Below are 24567 nucleotides of genomic sequence, written 5' to 3' on the forward strand. Positions count from 1 at the left end.
GCTCAGGCGTCCTTGCCCAGTTGTTCGAAGGCGGAAAAGGGAATCGGCTCGATGGGAAAACGCGGTCGCAACCAGCCGACATCGGCGCGGCCCGTCGCATCGCGCAGGCGATCGCTGCAATAGCCGACGCACATCCGGCCCTGGCAATCGCCCATGCTCACGCGGGTACGCATCTTCAGCGCGGCCATGTCCTGCACCCCCTGGGACAAGGCGAGGTCGATGTCGGCACGAGTGGCATTTTCGCAACGGCAGATCACCGTATCGGGCCGGGGCAGGTCGATCTGCCGGGTGCCACGCCGGGTGTAGCGATCGATGCCGGAGCGGAACTTGCGGATCTTCGCCAACCTGTCGAGATAGCCCTGGCGCAGGGACAGGGCCGTGTCGGCATCCAGCACGTCACGTTGCATCAGAATGGAAATGGCCGCGATCCGCCCGGCCAGCATTGCCGCTTCGCCACCGCGAATGCCGCCCATGTCACCGGCCAGATGGATATGCGGCTCGCTGCTCTGTTGCCAGACATTGGTTTCGGCGCACAGGTAGCCGTCGGTATTGAAGGCGTGAGCCAGGCCCATCTGCTGGCTGAGCTGGGTCCGCGGGATAAAACCATAGCCAACCGCCAGGGTCTGTGCTTCGAGCTGATGCGCACGCGCCAGGTCCGGCTGCCAGTCCTCGGAGTATGGCGCCAGGGTCACGCGGCTCAGTTCCTCCTGGCCCTGCGCCTCGACCACGCCCCAGCCATAGTGCATCGCAATACCGTGCAGCTTCAGGTAGGCCAGCATGCTCAGGCCGTCGAGGAACATCTGCGGCTTGTTCAGCAGGGCCAGGCTCTCCCGGGCTATGCGGCCAAAGGCACTGGCCTCGTAGATACCTGCCACCGGTACGCCTGCCGCATGCAGTTGACAGGCCACCAGTGGCAACAACGGTCCGGTACCGGCAATGACCGTCGCACCCAGCGGCTTGACCACGCCGCTCTTGATCTGCAATTGCAAGCCGCCGAGCAACATCACCCCGGGCAGGGTCCAGCCGGGGAACGGCACGTTGCGCTCATGGCAGCCGGAGGCCAGCAATAGTTGGGGGTACTCGACCGGATACAGCGACTCATCGGCATCCAGCGCCATCAGCGTCCGGGCGCCTTCGCCGCCGATGATGCGGGTGTTGAGGCGTACATCGACCCGGTCCGCACAGGTGGCGAACTCGCCGTGCAGTTTCTCCAGGGTCGAGCTGTAGCGCGCGCCCAGATAATCGAGATCGACGCCACTGCGCAAGGGCCCGCGATAGACCACCCCACCCAGGCGCGAAGCCTCTTCGAACAGCACGCTGGAAACCCCGTGGCGGGCCAACTCGATGGCCGCGGACATGCCGGCCGGACCACCGCCGACGATGACTGGAAGCTGGCTCATAGCACCTCCAGCGCGGTAAACCGGCTGACGCCGGTCTCGACCCGCATGCCCGGCTTCACTACCGTCTGGCAGGCCCGGCGCTTGAGCCGGCCATCGATCGACACCAGGCAGCTCTGGCACACGCCCATGCCGCAGAAGGCGCCGGCCAGTTGCCCGTGGTCGTTGCGCGAGACCTGACGCAGGCCGACCGACTGCAGCACCGAGAGCACGGTCTCGCCTTCTGCCGCGGGTACGTCCTGGCCGTTGAGGTGGAGGGTCATATCCGCTCGTTGAAGCGGCTGGATATCGTATTTTCGATCCAGGTTCTGCATGTTCTGCATCATCCATGATTGACGTGAGGAGACTGCCACCCTGCCCCAGGCATTCCTGGCCTGGCCGCAACACACATATGGCGCATGACGGCCACAGAGTGGTGGTTCGCCGCAACGCGGTGAACCGGTGTGCATTCACGTTAAGGGGTTGTGCGGTGCAAAACCTTGATCCAGGCCAGTAAAGCGGGGGAAAGCCCTACCGACCGTCCGCACCCTGGGCGATTACTCGGCTACCGCCTGCAACAACCATTCGCCGTCCCGCTCGACGATCAGGCCAGAGGCCAGCAGCAGCGGACGCAGGCGGATGTGCAATTCGGGTTTGGCGAATTCCTGCACCTTGAACAGATCCAGCAGGCCCGGCACCTCCAGTTCGGTCTTGAAGAACGACAACCAGGCCTTCTTCAGCGCCAGCAGCACATCGCTTGGCGTGGTCCGGGCGAACTGGCGGTTGACCACCTTGCCCAGTTCGAAGGTGTGCTGGAAGGCATAGCCGGTCTCGACACCGGAGTTCTCCACGCAGCGCAGGCACTGGCACGGGCCGTCGGCGAACGCCTGGAGCAAAAAGGCGTTGAAGTCCATCACGGGCTTGAGGGAAAGCCGCTTGTCCACCTGAAACAGATCGTCCTGCTGTGCCATTTCCGCCATGCTGATTTCCTCGACTGTAAGCGACGGCCCGCCACAACCGCCTGAATTGCGGGCAAAAAAAAACCTGCATCGCTGCAGGTTCTTCTTCTATCTGGCTCCACAACCTGGACTCGAACCAGGGACCCAATGATTAACAGTCATTTGCTCTACCAACTGAGCTATTGCGGAATGGCGTCTATGTTACTGATATAAAAAGAGAAGTCAAGCCCTGATCGACAAGGTGCCGAGCCCCTCCCCACCTGCAATCCTGTATCACAGTGTGTATCAGTGCCGTGGCGACACACCCGCTCAATTTTCCGCGAATGCCGAACACATCCCGGATACACCGACGCGATGAACTGTAACGGTCATCAAGACCACCCCACGGAGATCATCAGCATGAGCGTCACCCTCTACGGCTTCAGCGGCAGCACCTACGTCCGTACCGTCAGAATGCTTCTCGCCGAAAAAGGCGCGGACTACCGACAGGTCCCGGTGGACGTCATCCAGGGCGAGCCCCATCACCCCGAACACCTGTTGCGCCATCCGTTCGGCAAGGTGCCGGTGCTCGAGCATGATGGCTTCAAGGTGATCGAAACCGGAGCCATCACCCACTACCTCAACGAGGTACTGCCCGGCCCGTCGCTGCTGCCAGACACCGCCCAGGGCCGTGCCCGCGCCAACATGGCGATCGGTATCTACGATTCCTACGGCTACAACGCGCTGGTGGCGGTGGCCGGCTACCACCTGTTCCCCGACTTCATCGGTGGCAAGAACGAAGCGGCGCGCGAAGCCGGCATCGAAAAATCGCGCCAAGTGCTGCGCGAACTGATGAAGATCAAGGGCCAGGACCGCTTCATCGCCGGGCCGAATCCTTCTCTCGCCGATTTCTACCTGGTGCCGTTCTGCAGCTACATCTCGCAAACCGCAGATGCCGAGCGGATGTTCGATATCGAGGGGTTTGCCCAGTGGTGGGAGCAGGTCCAGGCCCTGCCCAGCTTCAAGTCGACCCAGCCCTGAGTCCTGGGTTGCGCAATCGGCCCGCTCCAGAGCCCTTCTGGAGCGGGCTTTTGCACATCTGTCCCAGTCAAAGGATCCGCTTGCCGGTACGGTCCAGGCGCGGCATCCAGTGGCCGAGAATATCGGCCGACACCACGATGTGGTGCGCCCGACCGATCAGCAGGTGACGTGGCACGAAGCCGATGTAGCGCGAGTCGGCACTGTTGTCGCGATTGTCCCCGAGCATGAAGTAGCTGTCTGCCGGCACCGTGATCGGCCCGAAGTCCCGCGCAGCCGCCACTCCGTGCAGGAACTGTACCCGGCGCACGCTGTTGTCCGACACTTCGGTGACCGACACGCCGGGAATGCTCATCCCGTGGCCGCCCGGCTCGCTGATATCGCGGTTATCGCTGTAGTGCGCGGCAACGCCGTTGACGTACAGCACCTCGTTACGCATCTCCAGCACATCCCCCGGAACACCGACCAGCCGCTTGATCAACCGCACGCCATCCTTGGGCGAGGTGAACGTCACCACGTCGCCGCGCCGTGGATTGCCCAGCGCCGCCAGGGAAATATCGCTCAAGGGGAGTTTGAGGTCGTAGGCCAGCCGATTGACCAGCACCACATCGCCTTCCAGCAAGGTCGGACGCATGGAACCCGAGGGAATCGGGTTCCAGTCCGCCATGGAGGTCCGGAAGATGCCGAAACACAGGAGAAAGATCAGCAGCCCACGGTTATTGACGATCCAGCGTTTCATAGCGACCTCTGAACAGGATGATGTTTCAGAGGGTCTTGTAGCACCCGGCCTCAGGCCGAGCCAAGCGTCTTGTGCGACGGACCGCGAGTTTTCATCAATGCTTCATGCAATCCGCTGCCTATCAGGCGCTGGCCGAATCAGGTACGCCACTTGCCACCACGCACCAATTCAGTCACCGCATCGGCAAAGACCTTGGGCGCTTCCTGGGGCAGGTTATGGCCGACACCAGGAATCTGCCGGTGGCTGCGCGAACCGCTGAAGCGGGAGGCGGACGCCTTGCCATCGGTGGCCGCGATCACGCCATCGGCCATGCCGTCGAGGGTAATGGTCGGCACGCCGAGGGCCGGCAGCAACGCGAGTTTCTGCTCGGCCTCGGCATAGCTCGGGTCGCCCTCGGCCAGCCCCATGCGATGCCGATAGGAATGGATGACGACGTCGACATAGTCCGGATTGTCGAAGGTCTCTGCCGCCCGCTCGAAGGTCTGCTCGTCGAAATGCCAGGTCGGCGAATTGTTGCGCCAGAGAAGTCGCGCGATGTCGCGGCGATGGGCGGCCAGCCCGGCACGCCCGCGCTCGGTCTGGAAGTAATGCTGGTACCACAGTCCCCATTCGACCTCGGCTGGCAGAGGGCTGGCGGCCTTGGCGATGTCCTGGATCAGGTAGCCGTTGACCGACACCAGCCCCACGCAACGACTCGGGCGCAACACCGCTGCGACGCAGGCCGCACGGCCGCCCCAGTCATAGCCGGCGAGCACCGCCTCGGGAATATGCAGCTCGTTCATCAAATCCAGCACATCCTGGCCGATGGCCGCCTGCTGGCCGGAACGTGGCGTGGCGCTGTCGAGGAACCGGGTACTGCCATGTCCGCGCAGGTGAGGCACGATCACCCGAAAACCCTGGGCAGCAAGCAGCGGTACGACTTCGGCATAGCTATGGATATCGTAGGGAAAGCCGTGCAGCAGAATCACCGGGCGGCCGTTCTCCGGGCCGGCCTCGTGGTAGCCGATATCCAGCAGGTCGGTACGCACTTGGCGAACGGGCAGACGCGCCAGCGGGTTGCCCGGCTTGTCGGCACGAGCTGTCGCGCCCTGCCCCGTCGACGCCAGTGCCGGGGCCACGTCGGCCAGACCGATGGCCGCCGCGCCAGCAGCGGCGGATAAAAGGAAACGACGACGATTGAACAGGTACTCAGACATGGTGCAGTTCCTTGGCAGAGAGAGTGTGGGGATCAATTGATCGAAACGATCAGTTCACTGGCAAGCCAACCGGCCAACAGCGCGCCGGCCCGGGCCACGCCCTCGGATTCGCCGAGGCGCTCGACCAGCCACTGGCACAGGGCGGCGAAACTGCCGTTTTCCTGCAGGTGCAGCAGCGCCTGGTACTCCAGGCTTTCCAGCGGCCGCAGGCGTGACGTGAATTGCCGACGCCAGACGATCACCCCACCCGGCTCGGCGAGCATCTCGCTCTCCGGTGGCGGCGTTTCCTCGCACAGCGCCGCCCAGATCGGTTCGGCATTGGTGGTCAGCGCATGGCTCCTGAATGACGGCGTCAGGCACAGCCGCGCCGTGTCCCAGTCGATGGTCGCCAAGGCTTCCAGCGGCAGCGCCTGGGCATCCTCGGCGACGAAGGCGTCATTGATCGCCGACTCGATCCAGGCCAGTTCATGCACATCGGGACTGTTGGGGAACAGCTCGACCAGGCTGGCATGGAAGCCCTGCGGGTAGGCATCCAGCGTCCAGGCATGGGGTGGCTGCCGGTCGATATGGCTGATCGCCGCAGCCAGGAACGCCTCGTCGCCGATCCACCGGCGCACCTGGGGAAACGCCTGTTCCAGGCAACCCACCAGTTGCGCCCGGTAGTTGTTCTGGTAAACCGCCAGGCCAGCATCCAGGCCGTCACCCAGGGGACGTGCGAGTTCATCGGAACCGGTCACCAGCCACTGCTGGAACTGCCGTTGCAATTGAGCCAGGTTCATACTGCCCTCCGCAGGCCGCCACGGGCATTCGCCGCGCCAATGGAACGGGCAATCGCCAGCTCGTCGAGCAGTTCGGCCAGCGGCGGAATATGGTCGTCGCGCTCGATCATGGTGGCGGCCGTGCCGAACCGCGCCACCGCCTCGGCGTACAGCGCCCAGACGTCTTCGCAGACCGGGCTGTCATGGGTGTCGATCAGCAGATGCTCGCCCTGGCTGTGTCCGGCCAGGTGCATCTGGCGCACACGGTCGGCGGGCAGTCCGTCGAGAAACGCCAATGCATCGAAGCCATGGTTGCTGGCACTGACGAAGACATTATTGACGTCGAGCAGCAGGCCGCAGCCGGTACGCTCGGCCATGGCGCCGATGAATTCCCACTCGGTCATCGAGGCGCCGTCGAAGGCCAGGTAGCTCGACGGATTTTCAAACAGCATGGAACGGCCGAGGAAATCCTGGGCCGTGGAAATATTGCGGCAGACGATCTCCAGCGCCTCTTCGGTGTAGGGCACCGGCAGCAGGTCGTGGGAGTTGAAGCCGCCGATGCGCGACCAGCTCAAGTGATCGGAAACGAACAGCGGGTCGATCTCGTCGACCAGTTGCTTGAGGCGGCGCAGGTAGTCCGGGTTCAAGCCGTCTGCCGAACCGATGGACATCGAAACACCGTGCAGCACCACCGGATGCCGCTCGCGAACCTGACGCAGGATATGCCGGGGCTGGCCACCGTCGACCATGAAGTTCTCGGAAATGACTTCGACGAAATCGACCGGAACCTCGGTCTCCAGGAAGTCCCGATAATGTTCCTTGCGCAGGCCCAGGCCGAAGCCCGGGAAAACAGGAGTGGATATCGACATCGCGGATGCTCGCTTGAGAGGAAGGGGGTCTGCAGGAGCCGGCTTGCCGGCTCCCACGGATCAGGTCAGAGAGGCCCCATGGATCGGGGCCTCACTACCAGGTGGCGCTTACTTGGGCTCGGTCAGGGTGCCGCCGGCCTTCAGGCATTCGCTTGGGGTTTTCACCACGACGCCCTGCCCCTTGCAGCCGTTCAGGCCCTTGCAGTCGTTCTTGGCGGTGGCGCAGAGGCTTTCGCCCTTGCAGCTGTTGACGCCGTAGCAGCGGCCCGGCTGCTCCTTGTCGGCGGCGCTGGCCGAGACGGTGAAGGAAGCGCAGGACAGTGCGATCAGGGCAGCGGCGGTGGCGAGGCTCAGGCGGGAAGCGGTAGTGGTCATGGTGTATCTCCAGGTAAATAAAGGTATGGGTGGATCGATATGGGTTGTGGGAATTACTTGGCGTTCAGCGCGGCTTCCTCGATGACTTTCGCCACCGCCTCAGGCTGCGAGATGTACACGGTGTGGCTGGCCTTGATCTCGGTGACCCTGGAACCGGCACGCTTGTACATCCAGCGCTGCAGGTCCGGGTTGAGGGCCTTGTCGTCGGTGGCGACGATTCCGTAGCTCGGCTTCTTGTGCCAGGCGGCCGCCCAGTTCTGCGTGCCGAAGGTCGCGGCAGCAGCCGGCACTTGCGAGGCCGCCAGGAAGTCGGTGCGATTGGTGGTCTGGTCGGCAGCGAAGTCCTCGCCGAACTTGGCCCGGTCGACGAACAGCAGGCCGTCACGGGTGGCATGGATGTCGTTGCTCGGCGACGGCATGGAGCTCAGCAACTGGCCGAGGGTCTCGCCGACTTCCGGCTGCAACGCCGCGACGTAGACCAGTGCCTTGACCTTGTCCCGCTCACCGGCGATACCGATCACCGCGCCGCCGGAACTGTGGCCGACCAGCACCACCGGACCGACCTGCTGGTCGAGGATTTCCCGGGTGGCGGCAACGTCGGCATCCAGGCTGGTGGCCGGCTGGTGCACCACGGTGACGTGGTAGCCCTTGTGGCTCAGGATGTCGTGCACCACTCGCCAGCCGGAGCCGTCGACGAACGAACCATGGACGATGACGATATTCTTGGCACCTGCAGGCGCCGCCGGTTGCGCGGCAGCACTGGCGAACATCGGGGCAGCCAGGGCCAGGGCGCTCAGGGCCAGGATGGGTAACTTGCGCATGCTGCATCTCCTCAAGCCGTCATGGCTTGATGTTGTGGTTGAAATTCATCTGTTCGAAAGGGTGTCGGGCGGGTGGATCAGTTCGATCCGCGGCGCAACAGCCCATCCAGCGACCACTTGCCGCCGCCATGGGCGATCAGTGGCAACAACAGTCCGGCCCAGGTCAGGTGGGTCGGCCAGGCGTCGGGGTAGACGAACACCTCGATCACCAGCGTCATGCCCAGCAGGGCCAGCGCCGCGGGCCGGGTCAGCAACCCCAGCACCAGCAGGATCGGGAACAGGTGCTCGGCATAGGTCGCCAGGTGCGCCGCCAGCTCGGGCGAAATCAGCGGCAACGCATACTCCGAACGGAACAAAAAGTAGGTGCTTGGCTTGATCGTCAGCAGGCCTTCGACCTTGGTCCGTCCCGACAGGAAGAACACCGAAGCGATCCCGACGCGGGCCACCAGCAACAACAGGGATTCGGGCAACAGCCGGCCGAGGCCGGCGGTCACTGCCCCGTCGGTACGGTTCATGGCTGCTCCGTCAGGGAGCCGAAGCCCTTGGGTGTCTTGATCTGGGTACAGGTGCCCTTGTCCACCAGCACCCAGGCGTTGCCCTGGTAGTCGGTCTTGGCGGTGCCCGCGCAGGAAGTACCGGCACCGGCGGCGCAATCGTTCTGGCCAGCCTTGGAGACGCCGTAGCATTTTTCCTTGGGCGACTGGTCGTCGGCGGCGTGGGCACCGACAGCGAACGCGCTGAGGGAAATGGCGAGGGTGGCGGCGAGGGCGGCGTATTTGCTCTTCATGGTCTTCTCCTTAATCAACGATGGTGTGAGCGAATCAGCGGCTCAACCGGCTGCGCTGTTCGACGAGCAAAGTTAATCGCGGGCGTGTATCCCCTCTGTGTCGCGCAACCGGCCAGGAAGTCGCGCGATGTATCAGCAGGCAGTCCGTATACACTGTGATACACAGCCGCAGCAGACCGGGTCCTCACGGCCACAGGTGACCAGGGTCGAGGGGCAAACGAGAGATCGTCATACAAGCGTCATATTGGCGAGATAGCGTTGTGCCTTCACTTTGCCCGGCGATCCCCAGCATGCGTGCAGAAAACTTCTCCTTCATGCGTCCACAACGCTCCAGAGACCACCGTTGTGCCGGTGATCTCTGCATGCAGATGCCGGCGATCGACGCCAACAGCACCAATGCCCTGGTGATGGAAACATTCAGTTCGCAGAAGGAAATGGCGTGCCTGGCCGTGGTGGAGAATGCTCGCCCCATCGGACTGATCAATCGCAACATCTTCCTGTCGATGATGAGCAAGCCGTTTCACCGCGAGCTATACGACAAGAAGAGCTGCATCGCCTTCATGGACAAGGAGCCCCTGATCGTCGATGCCGGGATGAGCATCGAGGAGCTGACCTTCAAGACCGTGGAATCCGGTGAGAAGGCTCTATCCGACGGTTTCATCGTCACCCGCGACGGGCGCTTCGCCGGGCTCGGCAGCGGCCTGCAACTGATGGCGGTGGTGGCGGCCATGCAGGCCGAGAAGAATCGCCAGATCATGCAAAGCATCGAGTACGCCAGCGTCATCCAGCGGTCGATGCTGCGCGCCTCGCGGGACACCCTCAAGGCGACCCTGGAAGACGCCGTGCTGCTATGGGAACCACGGGATGTCGTCGGCGGCGACTTCTACCACTTCTGCGCCTACGCCGATGGCTGGTTCGGCGCAATCGCCGATTGTACGGGCCACGGCGTGCCCGGCGCCTTCATGACCCTGATCGCCTCCTCGTCACTGACCCAGGCCCTGGCGCAACTTGGCCCACGCGATCCCGGCGCACTGCTGGCGGCGGTGAACCGCAGCGTCAAGGAGCTACTGGGCCAGGTGCACGGCAGCGATGGCACGCCTGAATCCGATGACGGCCTGGACGCCGCCTTCCTCTGGTTCGACAACGCCAGCCAGACCCTCAGCTTCGCCGGCGCACGCATGGCGCTGCATGTCCTGCAGCCTACCGCCGAGCAGATGGAAACCCTGGCCGGACAACGGGTCGGCGTTGGCTACGTGGACAGCGCCATCGACTACCACTGGCCGGTGAACCGCATCACCCTGGCCCCCGCCAGCCTGGTGTTCATCGCCACCGACGGCCTCACCGACCAGATCGGCGGCCCGCGCAACATCGCCTTCGGCAAGAGCAAGGCGTTCAACGCGATACTGGAGCACCGCAATCAGCCGGCGACCGTCATCTGCGAAGCCCTGCAACGCACGCTGGCCAATTGGCAAGGAGAGCAGGCACGGCGTGACGATCTCACCCTTTTCTGTGCGCGTCTTGGAAACGAACAATGATCAATTCGAATACTGCCCACCCCGACTACCACTTTTTCGATCTGGCCCAACAGCGCAATGTGATCTTCTATCACATGGGTTATTTCTCCCACACCATCGTCAGCGCGATGGCCGAGGTGGTGCGCCTGCAACTGGAGATCTCCGGGGTGAACGGGCCGACGCGGCGCAAGCTGTTCTCGTCCTTCGTCGAACTGTCGCAGAACATCATCCACTACTCCTCCGACTCGTTGCCCAACGAGCCCGGCGAAGAGTCCGCACTGCGCCAGGGCGCGGTGTGCATCAGCAGCGAAGGCGAGCGCCACCTGATGCTGTGCGCCAACCCTATCGCCACCCACGACGTCGACCGTCTGCGGGCCAAGCTGGAACCGCTGCGCAACATGTCCCTGGAGGAGATCAAGCAGGCCTACAAAGTCACCCTGCGTGCGGAAACGCCCGTCGAGAGCAAGGGCGCCGGCCTGGGTTTCCTGACCATGGCGCGTGATTCCAGCGCACCCCTGGAGTTCGATTTCTTCCCAAGGGCGGACGACCCGGGGACCACGCTGTTCTGCCTTAAAGCAACTATCTGATTAGAGTGACGCAATCACCATGGACAACTTCTACATCGAAGCAACCGCCACCTCACCGGAAGTCGACTTTCGTTTCGATCAGAACCTGCTGACGATCAAGGGCGAGTCCTACCCGGAAAATGCTGCGGCCTTCTATGCCCCCGTGCTCCAGCAACTGCGCGCCTACCTCGCGTCCCGCGAGGACACCCTCATCACTACCCACATCGCACTGGCCTACTTCAACAGCTCCAGCACCAAGATGCTGTTCAGCATCTTCGATGCCTTGGACAGTGCGGCCCAGGCCGGTAACGAAATGCAGGTGAACTGGTACCACGACGAAGAAGACGAAACCATCTTCGAATTCGGCGAAGAGTTGAAGGCCGACTTCACCGCGATCGTCTTCAACGACCACGCCACGACCCTCCAGTGACTCCCCGACAAGGATGATGAGCATGACCGCTTCAGTCTCTCGCGTAGGCGCACCGGCACAGGATGAAGCCGAACACGACCTGTTCCGCAGCGAAACTGACGCCCTCGAACACGCCCGTTCGATCCTGGCGCTGACTGAAGCCGGTGCCCCGGTGTACCAGCAGGCGCTGGCCGACCTCACTGCCCACTTCGAGCGCCTGATGCGCGAGACACGGCGACTGATACGACGCAGCGATCGCGCCGAACGGGAAATGAACACGCTCAACACCCAACTGCAGACCCTTGCGCACCAGCTCGAATACCGCGCCACCCATGACGCTCTCACCGGCGTGTTGAACCGTGGCGCAGTCATCGACCTGACCGTGCAGGCCCTGCAGAAAACCGGGGCGGTGATGGTGGTGCTGGACATCGACCACTTCAAGCACATCAACGACGAGTTCGGCCACCCCGCCGGCGACGCGGTAATCCAGGGTATCGTCGGCTGCCTGCGCCGGATCGTCGGCAACGCCGGGTTCATCGGTCGCGTGGGTGGAGAGGAATTCACCGTGCTGATGCCCGCCGGCACCCTTGAGGCCGGCCTGGAATTGGCCGAGAGTCTGCGCGCGGCGATTGCCGAGCATGTCTTCGGCCAACCCGTGAACCGCCAGATCACCGCGAGCTTCGGCGTCAGCGCCAGCCCCGTGGGCACCAGTTTCGACTGCGCTTATGGCCAGGCGGATGCGGCGCTGTACCAGGCCAAGCGTACGGGCAGGAACCGCGTGGAAGCGGCACGAACAGACGCCCTGCTGGATGCGGGAGAAGCGTCCCCTCCTCCCGCTCACTGATCAGAATATCGAGATCGGGTAGTCGGCGATCAGCCGCAACTCGTTGTTGTCGCCTTCGGCCTGGTCGGCGTTGCCGCGATGGAACGATTGGCGCAAGCGCAGCGACAGATCCTTGGCCGGCCCTCCCTGCACCACGTATTTGGCCTCGACATCGGTTTCATGGTGCTCGCCGTTGGCACCGTAGCCATAGGCGCGATACGGGCTGTCCGCAGCCATCCGGGTACCATCGATGTCGTCACCGTGGATATAGCGGGTCATGAAACTCAAGCCCGGCACCCCATAACTTTTCATGTTCAGGTCGTAGCGCGCCTGCCAGGACTTCTCGCCAGGACCGTTGAAGTCCGAATACTGTACCGAGTTGGCCAACAGGATCGAATCGCCGCCATCACCGGGACCGTTGGTGCCGAAGCCGGCATAGTCGAACGGTGTATCGCCGTGCACCTTCTGGAAGGCCAGGGTGACCGTGTGAGCGGTCAGGAAGGTGTAGGCGGTGGCGAAGGAGAACGTCGTGTTGTTGATCGCCCCGGCCTTGGCCTGGCCCTCGTCGAGGGTGCGGTAGAGGTTGAAGTCGAAGTTCAGCGACTGCCCCGGCGAGAGCGGCAGGTTGTAGTTGGCGTTGGTGTAGTACTGGCGCCAGATGTCCTGGAACTCGGAACCGTAGAGGGTGAAGCTCAGGTCGTCGTTGACGCTGTACTTGCCGCCCAGGTAGCTGACGGCATTGGTGGGGACGTTGGCATAGACCGCGTACAGATCATGGTCGTGGCTGGTGGTGACCACCCCGGTACCGCTGGTGAAGTGCCCGGCCTCCAGGTCCAGCCCCTTGATCTCGCTGCTGAGCAAGTCGAAACCGGTGGCGGTTTCCGGGATCAGCCGGGTGCCGCCGGCGGCGAACACCGGCGCGGTTGGCTGCATGTCGCCGTAGCGCAGTTCGGTCTTGGAAACCCGCAGCTTGAGCGCGGCACCGGCCTTGGAGTAATCATCCTCGGGAGAGCCGTCGCGGCCGATCGGCAGGTTGCCGGTACCAGCGGTACCCGCACCGCCATCGAGCTTGATACCCCAGTAGCCAAAGGCATCTACGCCAAAGCCGACGGTGCCCTGGGTGAAGCCGGAGCTGTAGTTGCCGAAGATGCCCTGGGTCCAGTCCTTGAGGTCGGATTTACCATCCTTGCGATCACGGTCGAAATATTGGTTTTTCAGGTGCAGGTTGAGACTGCTGTCCTCGACGAAACCCTTGGCGTCGCCCTGGTCGGCGATGGAATCCGCCATCACGACCTGGGCCAGCCCCAGCGATACCGCCAGCGTAAGCAAGTTGATCTTTACCGACATCGTTATTATCCCCTGGTTAATGAAGTTTCACTCTTTTGTTGGAGCGAACGGCTGCGCACACGCCGTCATCCGCGCGGAGAGTGGAAACCTGGTGCATTGAAAATGGCAGAGTGGCCCGAGAGCCAAAGACAATCTTCACGAGTGCAGAAGCGGGGATCTGGCCGGGCCTTGCCTGTCGCGTCCGGAGGCTTGCCCTGTGGGCATTTGCGATAGAAACCGGAACACTCCAGGCCACCGACCAGAGGCCTCTCTTGTTATTTTTTACTGCCGGTTTCTATATATAGTTTTCTATTGGGCTGAACCATGTTCGCCGAGTTAATTAGCCATGAAAGATTGTTCATCGACAATTAACTCGACCCTGCAACGTGTTCAGGACACACGCTGATAACCACCGACCACACCCTGCTTCGACAGCACCCATTGCCAGAGCTGGATGTCCCTGGCGCGAAACGCACCGGCGCAGGACAGCAGGTAATAGCGCCACATGCGACGGAAGCGCTCGCCCATCTGTGGGGCGAAGCGAGGCCAGGCCGCTTCGAAGTTCTCGCACCAGGCCATCAACGTCTTGTCGTAGTCGGCGCCGAAGTTATGCAGGTCCTCGACGACGAACAGGCCGTCGACGGCATCACCGATCTGGCCGATGGAAGGCAGGTCGCCATTGGGAAAAATGTACTTGTCGATCCAGCGGTCGGTGGTGGAGTCGCGGCGGTTCTTGCCGATGGTGTGCAGCAGGAACAGCCCGTCGTCCTTGAGGCAGCGCGCGGCGGTTTCCATGTAGACCCGATGATTCTTGTGCCCGACGTGCTCGAACATGCCGATGCTGACGATGTGATCGAACGGTTCGTCGACATCGCGATAGTCCTGCAGGCGGAACTCAAGGGGCAGCCCGGCATAACGCTGCTGCGCCCAGGCGGCCTGGTCGCGGGAGATGGTCACGCCGACGCATTCGACGCCATAATTCTGTGCCGCATAGGACATGAAACTGCCCCAGCCGCAGCCGATGTCGAGCACGCGCATGCCGGGTTCCAGGCGCAATTTGCGGCAGATCAGGTCGAGCTTGGCATTCTGCGCCTCGATCAGATTGTCGGCGTCGCGCCAATAGCCGCAGGTGTAGGTCATCCGCGGATCAAGCATGCTCGCGTAGAAATCGCTGCCGAGGTCGTAGTGCTGCTCCCCGACCTGCCAGGCTCGCTTGCGGTTCTGCAGGTTGAGTAGCTTGACCCGGGCAACATGCAACAACATCGCCATCGGGTTGACCCCATCGGCCAGCCCCGAACGCAGCAGCCGGGCAAAGAACTCATCCAGTTGCTCGGCGTCCCAGTCACCGTCCATATAGGCCTCGCCCAAGCCCAGGCTGCCCTCGGACAACGCCCGTTCCGGCACGCCGGGTCGATTCAGGCGCATGTCCCACGGCGCACGCCCGTCCAAGCGCAAGCCGGCCTTGTCGAGCAGCTCTTCGGCCAGTCGATGGGAACTGCTGGGTGGGTTGCTTTCGGTGGAGAGGTCGGGGTTGTTGCAGGGATGGGAGGCTAAAGAATCTTCGCACTTTGACTGCATCGGGAATCCTTACTTCTCAACTTGCACTGGAAGTGGACAACGAGGCCATTGTTCAAACCGTGGACGCAGGCGCTCAGGTTGACTTTCGAAGCTCAGGGAAGCTTATGTCCGGGCTCGGAAACCTGACAAACAAGGATTTGATAAAAGTGCTTTACGACATTTGTAACAATTTATGAATTCATGGATGAGGGGGCCTGGGTATTTTTCGGCGAGGCTGCTGGCCCATTCGCGGGCAAGCCCGGCTCCTACAGTCTTGCGGCGTACAAAGTTCTTTGATCACCTCGATCCCTGTAGGAGCGTGGCTTGCCCGCGAATGGGCGTGGCAAACCCCACCCACCTCGGCCAGAAACGAAAAGGCCCGCATCGCTGCGGGCCTTCTTCATCCGAAAACAGCGGCGGGAAAAACCCCGCCTTGCACTCAGATCACCTGGACAATGGCCTTGACCACAGCCTCGATGTTGCGCTGGTTCAGCGATGCCACGCAGATACGACCGGTATCCAGCGCGTAGATACCGAACTCGCTCTTCAGGCGTGCCACCTGCTCCACGGTCAGGCCGGAGTACGAGAACATCCCGCGCTGGCGACCGACAAAGCTGAAGTCCCGCTTGGCGCCATGCTTGGCCAGCAGCTCGACCATCTGCATGCGCATGTCACGGATGCGCTCGCGCATCTCACCCAGCTCCGCTTCCCACTGGGCGCGCAGTTCAGGGCTGTTCAGCACGGTGGCCACGATGGTCGCGCCGTGGGTCGGCGGGTTGGAGTAGTTGGTACGGATCACGCGCTTGACCTGGGACAGGACGCGAGCGGTCTCTTCCTTCGACTCGCTGACGATCGACAGCGCGCCGACGCGCTCGCCATACAGCGAGAACGACTTGGAGAACGAGCTGGAAACGAAGAAGGTCAGGCCCGACTCGGCGAACAGGCGCACGGCAGCGGCGTCTTCATGAATGCCGGCACCAAAGCCCTGGTAGGCCATGTCGAGGAACGGCACCAGGTCCTTGGACTTGACCACGTCCAGCACGTCCTGCCAGTCCTCGGGAGTCAGGTCGACACCGGTCGGGTTGTGGCAGCAGGCGTGCAGTACGACGATGGACTTGGCTGGCAGTGCGTTGAGGTCTTCCAGCAGGCCGGCACGGTTCACGCCGTTGCTGGCGGCATCGTAGTAGCGATAGTTCTGCACCGGGAAACCGGCGGTTTCGAACAGCGCGCGGTGGTTTTCCCAGCTCGGGTCGCTGATCGCCACGGTAGCGTTCGGCAGCAGTTGCTTGAGGAAGTCCGCACCGATCTTCAGTGCGCCGGTACCACCAACGGCCTGGGTGGTCAGTACACGGCCGGCAGCGATCAGCGGCGAATCCTGACCGAACAGCAGGGTTTGCACGGCCTTGTCGTAGGCGGCAATGCCGTCGATCGGCAGGTAGCCACGGGAAGCGTGCTGCGCCGCGCGCTGGGTCTCGGCTTCGACAACGGCACGCAACAGTGGAATCTTGCCACTTTCGTCACAGTAGACGCCCACGCCCAGGTTGACCTTGTCGGTACGGGTATCGGCATTGAATGCTTCGTTGAGGCCCAGGATAGGATCGCGTGGTGCCATTTCGACAGCGGAGAACAGGCTCATTATTGCGGCGGCTCTGAATGGAGGGTGATCGGGCGTGACAGCGCTCCAGCCGATTGCACTAGAGCGGTGCACAAACGGGGAGCTAGTATAGAGGCCATCAATGGCGAGGGCGACCGACTATTGTCGGAATCCGAGAAGTTTTTTGGATTTATTTTACGCCCGACAGTCAAAATGTAACGCCACGTCCGACAGACGCTTGCCTTGAAAGCGATCGGACGAAACACCATTTCCAGGCTTATGATGTTTTTTTCCGCGACCTGCCGTCGTGGTCGATCTTTTTCGTCGCTGCACGGCCTGCCGGGCAGAAGTGCCTCCATGGCACGTGCAAGAGGTACGTTATGTCCCAATTCCAGCTCGTCACCCGCTTCCAGCCCGCCGGCGACCAACCCGAGGCGATCCGCCAGATGGTCCAGGGCATCGAGGCCGGCCTGGCCCACCAGACCCTGCTCGGGGTGACCGGCTCGGGCAAGACCTTCAGCGTCGCCAACGTGATCGCCCAGGTTCAGCGCCCGACACTGGTGCTGGCACCGAACAAGACCCTGGCCGCGCAGTTGTACGGCGAGTTCAAGACATTCTTCCCGAACAACGCCGTCGAGTACTTCGTTTCCTACTACGACTACTACCAGCCGGAAGCCTACGTCCCCTCCTCCGATACCTTCATCGAGAAGGACGCGTCGATCAACGACCACATCGAACAGATGCGCCTGTCGGCGACCAAGGCGCTGCTCGAACGCAAGGACGCCATCATCGTCACCACGGTGTCCTGCATCTACGGCCTGGGTAGCCCGGAGACCTACCTGAAGATGGTCCTGCACGTGGACCGCGGCGACAAGCTCGACCAGCGTGCCCTGCTGCGCCGCCTGGCCGACCTGCAGTACACCCGCAACGACATGGACTTCGCCCGGGCGACCTTCCGTGTGCGCGGCGACGTGATCGACATCTACCCGGCCGAATCCGACTTGGAAGCGATCCGCGTCGAACTGTTCGACGACGAGGTGGAGAGCCTGTCGGCCTTCGACCCGCTGACCGGCGAAGTGATCCGCAAGCTGCCACGCTTCACCTTCTACCCCAAGAGCCACTACGTGACGCCACGGGAAACCCTGCTCGAAGCTGTCGAGGGGATCAAGGAGGAGTTGCAGGAGCGCCTGGAATACCTGCGCAACAACAATAAGCTGGTGGAAGCCCAGCGCCTGGAACAGCGCACACGCTTCGACCTGGAAATGATCCTCGAACTAGGCTACTGCAACGGCATCGAAAACTACTCACGCTACCTTTCCGGGCGTGAAGCCGGTGCACCGCCACCCACCCTCTACGACTACCTGCCGGCGGACGCCCTGCTGGTGATCGACGAATCCCACGTCAGCGTCCCGCAGGTCGGAGCGATGTACAAGGGCGACCGCTCGCGCAAGGAAACCCTGGTGGAATACGGCTTCCGCCTGCCCTCGGCGCTGGACAACCGGCCGATGCGCTTCGACGAGTGGGAAGCGGTGAGCCCGCAGACCATCTTCGTCTCCGCCACGCCTGGCAACTACGAGGCCGAACACGCCGGCCAGGTCGTCGAGCAGGTGGTACGCCCTACCGGCCTGGTAGACCCGCAGGTGGAAGTGCGTCCGGCGCTGACCCAGGTCGATGACCTGCTCTCGGAAATCAACAAGCGCGTGGCCGTGGAAGAACGCGTGCTGGTCACCACCCTGACCAAGCGCATGGCCGAGGACCTCACCGACTACCTCGCCGACCACGGCATCCGGGTGCGCTACCTGCACTCGGATATCGACACCGTGGAGCGGGTGGAGATCATCCGCGACCTGCGCCTGGGCACCTTCGATGTGCTGGTGGGGATCAACCTGCTGCGCGAAGGCCTGGACATGCCGGAAGTGTCGCTGGTGGCGATTCTCGATGCGGACAAGGAAGGCTTCCTGCGCTCTGAACGTTCGCTGATCCAGACCATCGGCCGCGCCGCGCGCAACCTCAATGGCCGGGCGATTCTCTACGCCGACAACATCACCGGCTCCATGCAGCGGGCGATTGGCGAGACCGAACGCCGCCGCGACAAGCAGATCGCCTTCAACGAGGCCAACGGCATCACGCCCAAGGGCGTGTTCAAGGACGTCGCCGACATCATGGAAGGTGCCACCGTGCCCGGTTCGCGCAGCAAGAAGCGCAAGGGCATGGCCAAGGCCGCCGAGGAGAACGCACGCTACGAAAACGAACTGCGTTCACCGAGCGAGATCAGCAAGCGCATTCGCCAGTTGGAAGAGAAAATGTACCAGTTGGCTCGCGACCTGGAGTTCGAGGCCGCCGCGCAGATGCGCGACGAGATCGCCAAGCTGCGGGAGCGGCTGTTGAATGTGTGATTGCGCTTGAAGCGCTTCGCGGGCTTGCCCGCGAAGCCTCTCACCGCCGACGCCGCCCACAACCAACCACCATCGGCGGCAGGTACACGGCGCCAGGATGCCTGTGATATTAATGGCCTAACGCGCCGCCGATGGACCGAGCATGAAATTCGACAAAGCCTATTGCGTCAGCCTCGACGAGAAACTGACGATCTACGATGTTCGCGACCTGAACTTCGATGAAACCGTGCCCTTCGATTCGGCCACGGAAACCTTCCAGTGTCCCAACGATGCCTGTCGCAACGCGTTCGACCCCGGCAATCACCTGACCACCTACAATGCCCGCCGGGTGCGTTTCAAGCGCACGCCACACTTCAAGAACACCCCCAACACCCGGCACCTGCCGGATTGCCCCTACCTCAGCCCGGAAACCGCGCCCGATACGCTCGACTCGGACCCATCGCCGGACGAGATCGAAGGCGAGCAGAATTTCCCGGTGGAACTGCTGCTGAACCGTCGCGTGTACACCCGCAAGGCCGCCGTACCCGAGGCGGCTGATCTGCCAACGGCACCACAAGTGGCCCGCCCTGCCGCCGACAGCGCCCCTCACGGCAGCGCCAGGACGGCGCCGACTCGCACCAGCGTGTTCGCCCATCCGGTGGAGTGCTTCGTCTCCAACTTTGCCAACAAGGAACTGCTCAAGCGCATGCCGCTGACCATCGGCGAGCTGAGCCTGAACTACAACGCCTTCTTCAAGAAGGTCGAGTACTGCCAGGATCGCCAGGGGTTGATCTACTGGGGCAAGATCAAGGAAATCAAGGACTACAAGAGCAGCTTCAGCGTGGTCTTCGACAAGCCGGTCTGGGCCGACCGCAAGCGCTACTCGGTGAATGTCTACCTGAGCAAGAGCCTGATCGAAAACTACCGCCAGCGCACGGCGTTCCTTGAAGAGATCAAGAGCGTGATCGACCAGGCCGATGACCTGTACTGCTTCTTCTACGGGGTCACCCCGGAATTGAAACAGGTGCCGAGCAAGAAGAATCCGGAGCAGACGTTCAGCGTCTTCAGCTGTGAAATCGAGAACCTGGATCACTTCCTGATTCGCCCGGCGCCCGACCTCGAGCGCCTGTGAATGCTTTACTCGGCAGAAGCAGGTCGGGCGACCGGAGCGCCGGCCCACTGATAGGTCTTGTGGGCGGCGCAACGACTGTCGGCGGCCTTGGAGCGGTCAAAGATGAATTCGAAGGTCACGGCGCCCTGGTAGTCGGTACGCACGATCCGATTGATGTCCAGCAGGTGCCAGTTGCCATCCTGCTTCAGTGAGTCGGGCGAGCTGTAGACATCGTTGCCCCTGACCACACCCTGGCGATTCACCGTGTCCAGGTGAAAATTGATATTGGCCTTGTCGCCACCGCCCTGGCCGCCGCTGCGCACGATCCGGTACCTCACCGCGCTGACATCGAAGTACGCGGCCCCACCAGCCGCGGCAAAGGCCACCCGGGCTTCAAGTTCCCCCCTGAAACGCCCGACCGAGCAGGAAAAATAATCGGTGCGGATCCCGCCCAGCACTTCCGCCGGAGACGGTTCGACCCCGTCGGGGGCGGTGGAGGACGCGGCAATGGGCTCCTCGCCCGTTTGCCCAGCATTGGCCCCGGCCGTCAGCACCAGCCCCGCACACAACAACATACCGCACATACCCTTGAGCGCTTTCATCGCAAATTCCATTTGATCGGGTTGAGAATCCGGGCCCGTTCTTGTGGCCCGGTCCGGGATCGGCTGACGATCCCGTCGATTCATCAAGCCAAAAAGCGCCCTGGCCGGACAAGGGCACAACAGCCCCGTGGCTAGAGAGGAGAATCCGAACAACACGTCAGGGGTGTTTTGTCGTCTCGATCAGACCTGGCGCCGTGCCGCTCCGAAGAGATGGACACTCTGCAGTTCACCCGCCTGCTCCTGCAGGCGAATCGGCGCAGTGCCACCCGGCATGCCGACCCTGACCTCGCCAGCGCTGACCCAGCCGACCCGCCACGCAGCACAGGCCACCGCGCTGGCACTGGTGCCCGAAGAGGCCGTCGGCCCTTCGCCACGCTCGAACACCCGCGCCTGCAAATGCCCTGGGGCCTCAAGCGTTGCCCATTGCAGATTGATTCCGGCAGGGCACGGCTCGCCCTCGCCCACCGGCGGCGCATAGGCAATGGCGGTCAACCCCGGTTCCAGTGCGGCCTCGAGCATCTGGGCGTTGCTCGGCAGTGCCGAGGCATCCTCGACCAGGGTCACGCAATGGGGATTGCCGACCCGGACGAACTGACTGCGCTGCCAGGCGTCGTTCAACTGCGCCAGGGTGGCGACATGGCTCAGCACGCGCCCATTCAACTCGCGGTCCCCGACGCCGAAGGCGGCAACCGCCTCCGGACCGAATTGCGGCTTGCCCAGTGCCAGCCAGAAACCCTGCTGGCCCTCGACCTGGGCCGGCTCCACCTGCGTGGCCACGGGGGAGGTGCCGCCCGCCTGATCGTGATGGACCCGCAACAGACTGCTACCCTGCCCCGGCAGCAGCCCCTGCTCGCTCAGGGCCTGGGCGAAGATGGTCAGGCCATTGCCACTGCGCTCGGCCAGGGTGCCATCGGTGTTGACGATCAACAGGTCGAACGGCGCCGAAGACTGGAACGGCCCGACCAGCAAACCGTCGGAGCGGTGGTGCTTGCCACCTCGTCCCGGTTCCTGGCCGGCCCAACCGCAAAGTGCCTCGACCGCGGCGAGGGACCAGTCGCGACGGTGCACCGCCGCCTGCGCCGCATCCGCTGGCACATCGAGCCCCAGAGCGCGCACCTCCTCCGGGCTCGCCACCGCGTAGATATTCCCCCGTGCATCATAAAACGTCGCCACAGTCGTGCTCCCGATCCGCTCCGGCAAAGCCGCCACTCTAGCCTCGATCGACCGGGCGCGACACACCTTGGCGTTAGCATTTTCCAGGGAATTGGCTAGGCTGGCAGGAGTCGATGTCCTGCTGTCGTCGACGCGCGAAGTTCCCATCTATCGCCCATGGAGACAGCATGAACAACAACGACCCGGTGGCCGAGCTCTACCGCGAAGGCCGCAAGCAATTCATCGAACTGGTACCCGACGGCGGCGCGCGCCTCGATGCGCTGTTTCACACCACCCCAGCGCTGGGTGAACTGGCCGTCGGCGTGGTCTATGGCCATCTGCATCAGCGCCCCGGCCTCGATCCCCGGCTGCGTGAGGCGGCCACCTTCGCCGCCATCGTTGCCGCCGGCATGGTTGGACCACCATTGAGCGTGCACTTCAAGACCGGCCTGGCTTCGGGCCTCGCCCCCGGCGAATACATCGAGCTGCTGTTGCAGGCCTCGGCCTTCACCGGTTTTCCCCGGGCCGTGGCCACCGCCGACCGCCTCAACCAGTTGTTCGCCGAAGCTGGAATGACTTCGCCACCCGCCCCTGCGCCACGCACCGTGGTGCTGGATTTCTGCGAAGCGGTTCGGGACAACCGCGAGCACTTTCCGATTTCACCCCAGATACGGGCACTGTTGCGTGCACCCCATCACTTGCAGGCCACGACCACGACAGCTGACCAGGTGCTGGTGGAGAGCTACCAGAAAGGTCATCCGCGGCCAAGAGGCCTGCTGCTGGTTCAAGTCGACGGCAACAAGATCGTCGCCGTGACGTTGTTCAATCCTGCCTAGGTTTCAAGACAAGCGGCGACCAGCAACGACTCGTCGGCGAGTGAGCGGTCAGGTGGCCGGGACTCGCCGACAGTCGTCAGGCCCCAACAGGCGGCCGTCCTCGGCGCGTAGTTCCAGCGGCCTGAGCGGCAACCCCTGCTCGCGGTCGACCAGCACCGAGTGCGGCTCCTGCGGTTCGTAGCAATGCGCCTCGCCCCACTGGCGCAGGCCGATGATCAGGTTGAACAAACCCCTGCCCTTTTCCGTCAGCACGTATTCCTGGTAGGCGCTGCCATCCGACGCCGGCGCAATGGCCAGCACCCCATGTTCGACCAGGCTCTTCAAGCGAGTGGCAAGGACATTCCGGGCCACGCCGAGATTGCGCTGAAAATCACAGAAGCGGCGAATACCGTCGAATGCGTCACGAACGATCAGTAATGACCAGCCATCGCCGATGACGCCCACCGAGCGTGCCACAGGGCATTCGGCGGCTTCCAGACTCGAACGCTTGACCACGGCACGGTACCCCCGACAGGAAAATGTGGTTGCAATATAAAACCGGTATCTCTAGGGTACAACTGGTTTTTAATTGCAACCAGATACCCAAGGAGTCCTTCCATGGCGCTTGAAGCCTTGGCCATACCGGAGGTCGAAAACCGGCTTTCCAGTGTGACGGTCCTGCTGTTCGCCATCGCCTGCGGCCTGTCAGTGGGCAATGTGTATTATGCCCAGCCACTGCTGGACGCCATGGCCGAAGCCTTCGCCATGGACCACGCCACCGTCGGCATCGTGGTCAGCCTGAGCCAGGTCGGCTATGGCCTGGGCCTGCTGTTGCTGGTCCCGCTCGGTGACCTGCTCAACCGTCGACGACTGATCGTCGGCCAGATGCTGCTGTCGGTACTGGCCCTGCTGCTCGCCGCCCTGGCGCCCAGCCGTTCGTGGCTGCTGCTGGGCATGAGCCTGATCGGCCTGCTGGCGGTGGTGACCCAGACCCTGGTCGCCTACGCGGCACAACTGGCGGCACCTGGCGAGCGCGGCAAGGTGGTCGGCAGCGTCACCAGCGGCATCGTCGTCGGCCTGCTACTGGCGCGTACCGTTGCCGGCGGCATGGCCGACCTGGCCGGCTGGCGCTCGGTCTACCTGCTGTCGGCAGTGCTGACGCTGCTGATGGCCGTGGCGCTCTGGCAGGTCCTGCCCCGGCATGAGCCAGCCAGGCCGCGGCAAGGCTACGGTGCGCTGATCGTCTCGCTGTTCGGGCTGTTTCGCGAAGAAAAGATCCTGCGAGACCGGGCGGTGCTGGCGATGCTGATCTTTGCCGCCGGGACCGTGCTGTGGACGCCGCTGGTGCTGCCACTGAGCGCCCCGCCGCTGTCGTTGTCGCATACCGAGATCGGCCTGTTCGGCCTGGCCGGTGCGGCCAGTGCCCTGGGTGCCGCGCGCGCCGGGCACTGGGCGGATCGCGGCCGGGCGCAGTGGGTCAGTGGCCTGTCGCTGCTGATGATGCTGCTGTCGTGGTTGCCGATCGCCTTCACCCAATCTTCGCTGTGGGCCCTGCTGGTCGGGGTGATCGCCCTCGACCTGGGCCTGCAGGCGGTGCATGTGACCAGCCAGGCGCTGATCTACAGTATCCGGCCCCAGGCCCAGAGCCGCTTGGCCGCGGGCTACATGCTGTTCTATTCGGTGGGGAGTGCCAGCGGAGCCTTGGGGGCCACGGCGATGTATGCGTGGGCCGGATGGACGGGAGTCTGCCTGTTGGGGGCCGCGATCAGTGCCACGGCGCTGGTGTATTGGGGGTGGTCACTGCAGGCAGTGACGCCCCGCTGATT

26 protein-coding genes and 1 tRNA gene are annotated in these 24567 nt (G+C 63.1%); 9 read left to right on the top strand and 18 right to left on the bottom strand.

Annotated features, from left to right (window positions below):
• Nucleotides 1-2: 2 nt before the first annotated feature.
• From hcnB to AC6I6U_RS25735, 4 genes are all read right to left on the bottom strand, one after another.
• Nucleotides 3-1400: a cyanide-forming glycine dehydrogenase subunit HcnB gene (gene hcnB / locus AC6I6U_RS25720; protein ID WP_497878805.1), complete on the bottom strand. Its 1398-nt coding sequence runs from the start codon at nt 1398-1400 to the stop codon at nt 3-5.
• Nucleotides 1397-1711: a cyanide-forming glycine dehydrogenase subunit HcnA gene (hcnA, locus tag AC6I6U_RS25725; protein ID WP_497878806.1), complete on the bottom strand. Its 315-nt coding sequence runs from the start codon at nt 1709-1711 to the stop codon at nt 1397-1399. The genes hcnB and hcnA overlap by 4 nt, the downstream gene beginning before the upstream one ends.
• Before the next feature lie 222 nt (nt 1712-1933).
• Complete coding sequence (locus AC6I6U_RS25730) at nt 1934-2356, bottom strand: hypothetical protein (protein WP_497878807.1); 423 nt, start codon at nt 2354-2356, stop codon at nt 1934-1936.
• A gap of 92 nt (nt 2357-2448) precedes the next feature.
• Nucleotides 2449-2524 (bottom strand) — tRNA-Asn (locus AC6I6U_RS25735).
• A gap of 210 nt (nt 2525-2734) precedes the next feature.
• Here AC6I6U_RS25735 and AC6I6U_RS25740 point away from each other — a divergent pair.
• Nucleotides 2735-3355, top strand: a complete 621-nt coding sequence (locus tag AC6I6U_RS25740) for a glutathione S-transferase family protein (RefSeq protein WP_497878808.1) — start codon at nt 2735-2737, stop codon at nt 3353-3355.
• A gap of 67 nt (nt 3356-3422) precedes the next feature.
• On the opposite strand, the gene lepB is transcribed toward AC6I6U_RS25740, so the two are convergent.
• The 8 genes from lepB to AC6I6U_RS25780 form a co-directional block, all read right to left on the bottom strand.
• On the bottom strand, nt 3423-4091 hold the full coding sequence (gene lepB, locus AC6I6U_RS25745; protein ID WP_497878809.1) for a signal peptidase I: 669 nt from the start codon (nt 4089-4091) through the stop codon (nt 3423-3425).
• Between the two features lie 137 nt (nt 4092-4228).
• The gene (locus tag AC6I6U_RS25750) at nt 4229-5287 is read right to left on the bottom strand and encodes an alpha/beta fold hydrolase (RefSeq protein ID WP_497878810.1); all 1059 of its coding nucleotides are present in this window, start codon (nt 5285-5287) and stop codon (nt 4229-4231) included.
• Nucleotides 5288-5319: 32 nt separating this feature from the next.
• Nucleotides 5320-6066 carry an HvfC/BufC family peptide modification chaperone gene (locus AC6I6U_RS25755; RefSeq protein ID WP_497878811.1) on the bottom strand — a complete coding sequence of 249 codons (747 nt, stop codon included), beginning with the start codon at nt 6064-6066 and terminating at the stop codon, nt 5320-5322.
• Nucleotides 6063-6914, bottom strand: a complete 852-nt coding sequence (gene bufB / locus AC6I6U_RS25760) for an MNIO family bufferin maturase (protein ID WP_497878812.1) — start codon at nt 6912-6914, stop codon at nt 6063-6065. The genes AC6I6U_RS25755 and bufB overlap by 4 nt, the downstream gene beginning before the upstream one ends.
• 108 nt (nt 6915-7022) lie before the next feature.
• Nucleotides 7023-7289 carry a BufA2 family periplasmic bufferin-type metallophore gene (gene bufA2, locus AC6I6U_RS25765; protein WP_497878813.1) on the bottom strand — a complete coding sequence of 89 codons (267 nt, stop codon included), beginning with the start codon at nt 7287-7289 and terminating at the stop codon, nt 7023-7025.
• A 53-nt stretch (nt 7290-7342) separates the two neighbouring features.
• Nucleotides 7343-8110, bottom strand: a complete 768-nt coding sequence (locus AC6I6U_RS25770) for an alpha/beta fold hydrolase (protein WP_497878814.1) — start codon at nt 8108-8110, stop codon at nt 7343-7345.
• 77 nt (nt 8111-8187) lie between these two features.
• Nucleotides 8188-8625 carry a DoxX family protein gene (locus AC6I6U_RS25775; RefSeq protein ID WP_497878815.1) on the bottom strand — a complete coding sequence of 146 codons (438 nt, stop codon included), beginning with the start codon at nt 8623-8625 and terminating at the stop codon, nt 8188-8190.
• Entirely contained in the window at nt 8622-8897 is a 276-nt protein-coding gene (locus tag AC6I6U_RS25780; RefSeq protein WP_497878816.1) for a BufA1 family periplasmic bufferin-type metallophore, read from the bottom strand. The genes AC6I6U_RS25775 and AC6I6U_RS25780 overlap by 4 nt, the downstream gene beginning before the upstream one ends.
• Nucleotides 8898-9259: 362 nt before the next feature.
• Between AC6I6U_RS25780 and AC6I6U_RS25785 the strand changes: the two genes are divergently transcribed.
• Genes AC6I6U_RS25785 through AC6I6U_RS25800 form a run of 4 tightly spaced genes read left to right on the top strand, consistent with a single transcriptional unit; the run spans nt 9260 to nt 12230 of the window.
• Nucleotides 9260-10432 (top strand): SpoIIE family protein phosphatase, encoded by a 1173-nt coding sequence (locus AC6I6U_RS25785; RefSeq protein ID WP_497883103.1) that lies wholly within the window; start codon nt 9260-9262, stop codon nt 10430-10432.
• Complete coding sequence (locus tag AC6I6U_RS25790; protein WP_497878817.1) at nt 10429-10998, top strand: SiaB family protein kinase; 570 nt, start codon at nt 10429-10431, stop codon at nt 10996-10998. The genes AC6I6U_RS25785 and AC6I6U_RS25790 overlap by 4 nt, the downstream gene beginning before the upstream one ends.
• Nucleotides 10999-11017: 19 nt before the next feature.
• Entirely contained in the window at nt 11018-11407 is a 390-nt protein-coding gene (locus tag AC6I6U_RS25795; protein WP_497878818.1) for a DUF1987 domain-containing protein, read from the top strand.
• 22 nt (nt 11408-11429) lie between these two features.
• Nucleotides 11430-12230 (top strand): GGDEF domain-containing protein, encoded by an 801-nt coding sequence (locus AC6I6U_RS25800; protein ID WP_497878819.1) that lies wholly within the window; start codon nt 11430-11432, stop codon nt 12228-12230.
• On the opposite strand, the gene AC6I6U_RS25805 is transcribed toward AC6I6U_RS25800, so the two are convergent.
• The 3 genes from AC6I6U_RS25805 to AC6I6U_RS25815 form a co-directional block, all read right to left on the bottom strand.
• The gene (locus AC6I6U_RS25805) at nt 12231-13556 is read right to left on the bottom strand and encodes an OprD family porin (protein ID WP_497878820.1); all 1326 of its coding nucleotides are present in this window, start codon (nt 13554-13556) and stop codon (nt 12231-12233) included.
• Between the two features lie 369 nt (nt 13557-13925).
• Nucleotides 13926-15113, bottom strand: coding sequence for a cyclopropane fatty acyl phospholipid synthase (cfa, locus tag AC6I6U_RS25810; protein ID WP_497878821.1), 1188 nt, complete (start codon nt 15111-15113; stop codon nt 13926-13928).
• 418 nt (nt 15114-15531) lie between these two features.
• On the bottom strand, nt 15532-16728 hold the full coding sequence (locus AC6I6U_RS25815) for an amino acid aminotransferase (protein WP_497878822.1): 1197 nt from the start codon (nt 16726-16728) through the stop codon (nt 15532-15534).
• A gap of 338 nt (nt 16729-17066) precedes the next feature.
• Here AC6I6U_RS25815 and uvrB point away from each other — a divergent pair, with 338 nt between their 5' ends.
• Together uvrB and AC6I6U_RS25825 are read left to right on the top strand one after the other, a co-directional pair.
• A complete protein-coding gene (gene uvrB / locus AC6I6U_RS25820; protein ID WP_497878823.1) occupies nt 17067-19082 on the top strand; it encodes an excinuclease ABC subunit UvrB in 2016 nt (671 codons plus the stop codon).
• 142 nt (nt 19083-19224) lie between these two features.
• Complete coding sequence (locus tag AC6I6U_RS25825; protein ID WP_497878824.1) at nt 19225-20193, top strand: hypothetical protein; 969 nt, start codon at nt 19225-19227, stop codon at nt 20191-20193.
• Nucleotides 20194-20198: 5 nt separating this feature from the next.
• Here the strand turns inward: AC6I6U_RS25825 and AC6I6U_RS25830 are convergent, their stop codons facing one another.
• Entirely contained in the window at nt 20199-20774 is a 576-nt protein-coding gene (locus AC6I6U_RS25830; protein WP_497878825.1) for a hypothetical protein, read from the bottom strand.
• A gap of 180 nt (nt 20775-20954) precedes the next feature.
• Nucleotides 20955-21947: a diaminopimelate epimerase gene (locus tag AC6I6U_RS25835; protein WP_497878826.1), complete on the bottom strand. Its 993-nt coding sequence runs from the start codon at nt 21945-21947 to the stop codon at nt 20955-20957.
• A 167-nt stretch (nt 21948-22114) separates the two neighbouring features.
• On the opposite strand from AC6I6U_RS25835, the gene AC6I6U_RS25840 reads away from it, so the two are divergent.
• Entirely contained in the window at nt 22115-22762 is a 648-nt protein-coding gene (locus tag AC6I6U_RS25840; protein ID WP_497878827.1) for a carboxymuconolactone decarboxylase family protein, read from the top strand.
• A 48-nt stretch (nt 22763-22810) separates the two neighbouring features.
• Here the strand turns inward: AC6I6U_RS25840 and AC6I6U_RS25845 are convergent, their stop codons facing one another.
• Complete coding sequence (locus AC6I6U_RS25845; protein WP_497878828.1) at nt 22811-23257, bottom strand: winged helix-turn-helix transcriptional regulator; 447 nt, start codon at nt 23255-23257, stop codon at nt 22811-22813.
• 102 nt (nt 23258-23359) lie between these two features.
• On the opposite strand from AC6I6U_RS25845, the gene AC6I6U_RS25850 reads away from it, so the two are divergent.
• Nucleotides 23360-24565, top strand: a complete 1206-nt coding sequence (locus AC6I6U_RS25850) for an MFS transporter (protein WP_497878829.1) — start codon at nt 23360-23362, stop codon at nt 24563-24565.
• Nucleotides 24566-24567 lie beyond the last annotated feature (2 nt).

It is taken from the genome of Pseudomonas sp. UTLPPB19802, assembly GCF_059730225.1.

Excerpts from the sequence above, each read along its gene's own strand:
- hcnB (WP_497878805.1), bottom strand. The coding sequence starts at position 1,400 with ATGAGCCAGCTTCCAGTCATCGTCGGCGGTGGTCCGGCCGGCATGTCC.
- hcnA (WP_497878806.1), bottom strand. The coding sequence starts at position 1,711 with ATGCAGAACCTGGATCGAAAATACGATATCCAGCCGCTTCAACGAGCG.
- AC6I6U_RS25730 (WP_497878807.1), bottom strand. The coding sequence starts at position 2,356 with ATGGCGGAAATGGCACAGCAGGACGATCTGTTTCAGGTGGACAAGCGG.
- AC6I6U_RS25740 (WP_497878808.1), top strand. The coding sequence starts at position 2,735 with ATGAGCGTCACCCTCTACGGCTTCAGCGGCAGCACCTACGTCCGTACC.
- lepB (WP_497878809.1), bottom strand. The coding sequence starts at position 4,091 with ATGAAACGCTGGATCGTCAATAACCGTGGGCTGCTGATCTTTCTCCTG.
- AC6I6U_RS25750 (WP_497878810.1), bottom strand. The coding sequence starts at position 5,287 with ATGTCTGAGTACCTGTTCAATCGTCGTCGTTTCCTTTTATCCGCCGCT.
- AC6I6U_RS25755 (WP_497878811.1), bottom strand. The coding sequence starts at position 6,066 with ATGAACCTGGCTCAATTGCAACGGCAGTTCCAGCAGTGGCTGGTGACC.
- bufB (WP_497878812.1), bottom strand. The coding sequence starts at position 6,914 with ATGTCGATATCCACTCCTGTTTTCCCGGGCTTCGGCCTGGGCCTGCGC.
- bufA2 (WP_497878813.1), bottom strand. The coding sequence starts at position 7,289 with ATGACCACTACCGCTTCCCGCCTGAGCCTCGCCACCGCCGCTGCCCTG.
- AC6I6U_RS25770 (WP_497878814.1), bottom strand. The coding sequence starts at position 8,110 with ATGCGCAAGTTACCCATCCTGGCCCTGAGCGCCCTGGCCCTGGCTGCC.
- AC6I6U_RS25775 (WP_497878815.1), bottom strand. The coding sequence starts at position 8,625 with ATGAACCGTACCGACGGGGCAGTGACCGCCGGCCTCGGCCGGCTGTTG.
- AC6I6U_RS25780 (WP_497878816.1), bottom strand. The coding sequence starts at position 8,897 with ATGAAGAGCAAATACGCCGCCCTCGCCGCCACCCTCGCCATTTCCCTC.
- AC6I6U_RS25785 (WP_497883103.1), top strand. The coding sequence starts at position 9,260 with ATGCAGATGCCGGCGATCGACGCCAACAGCACCAATGCCCTGGTGATG.
- AC6I6U_RS25790 (WP_497878817.1), top strand. The coding sequence starts at position 10,429 with ATGATCAATTCGAATACTGCCCACCCCGACTACCACTTTTTCGATCTG.
- AC6I6U_RS25795 (WP_497878818.1), top strand. The coding sequence starts at position 11,018 with ATGGACAACTTCTACATCGAAGCAACCGCCACCTCACCGGAAGTCGAC.
- AC6I6U_RS25800 (WP_497878819.1), top strand. The coding sequence starts at position 11,430 with ATGACCGCTTCAGTCTCTCGCGTAGGCGCACCGGCACAGGATGAAGCC.
- AC6I6U_RS25805 (WP_497878820.1), bottom strand. The coding sequence starts at position 13,556 with ATGTCGGTAAAGATCAACTTGCTTACGCTGGCGGTATCGCTGGGGCTG.
- cfa (WP_497878821.1), bottom strand. The coding sequence starts at position 15,113 with ATGCAGTCAAAGTGCGAAGATTCTTTAGCCTCCCATCCCTGCAACAAC.
- AC6I6U_RS25815 (WP_497878822.1), bottom strand. The coding sequence starts at position 16,728 with ATGAGCCTGTTCTCCGCTGTCGAAATGGCACCACGCGATCCTATCCTG.
- uvrB (WP_497878823.1), top strand. The coding sequence starts at position 17,067 with ATGTCCCAATTCCAGCTCGTCACCCGCTTCCAGCCCGCCGGCGACCAA.
- AC6I6U_RS25825 (WP_497878824.1), top strand. The coding sequence starts at position 19,225 with ATGAAATTCGACAAAGCCTATTGCGTCAGCCTCGACGAGAAACTGACG.
- AC6I6U_RS25830 (WP_497878825.1), bottom strand. The coding sequence starts at position 20,774 with ATGAAAGCGCTCAAGGGTATGTGCGGTATGTTGTTGTGTGCGGGGCTG.
- AC6I6U_RS25840 (WP_497878827.1), top strand. The coding sequence starts at position 22,115 with ATGAACAACAACGACCCGGTGGCCGAGCTCTACCGCGAAGGCCGCAAG.
- AC6I6U_RS25850 (WP_497878829.1), top strand. The coding sequence starts at position 23,360 with ATGGCGCTTGAAGCCTTGGCCATACCGGAGGTCGAAAACCGGCTTTCC.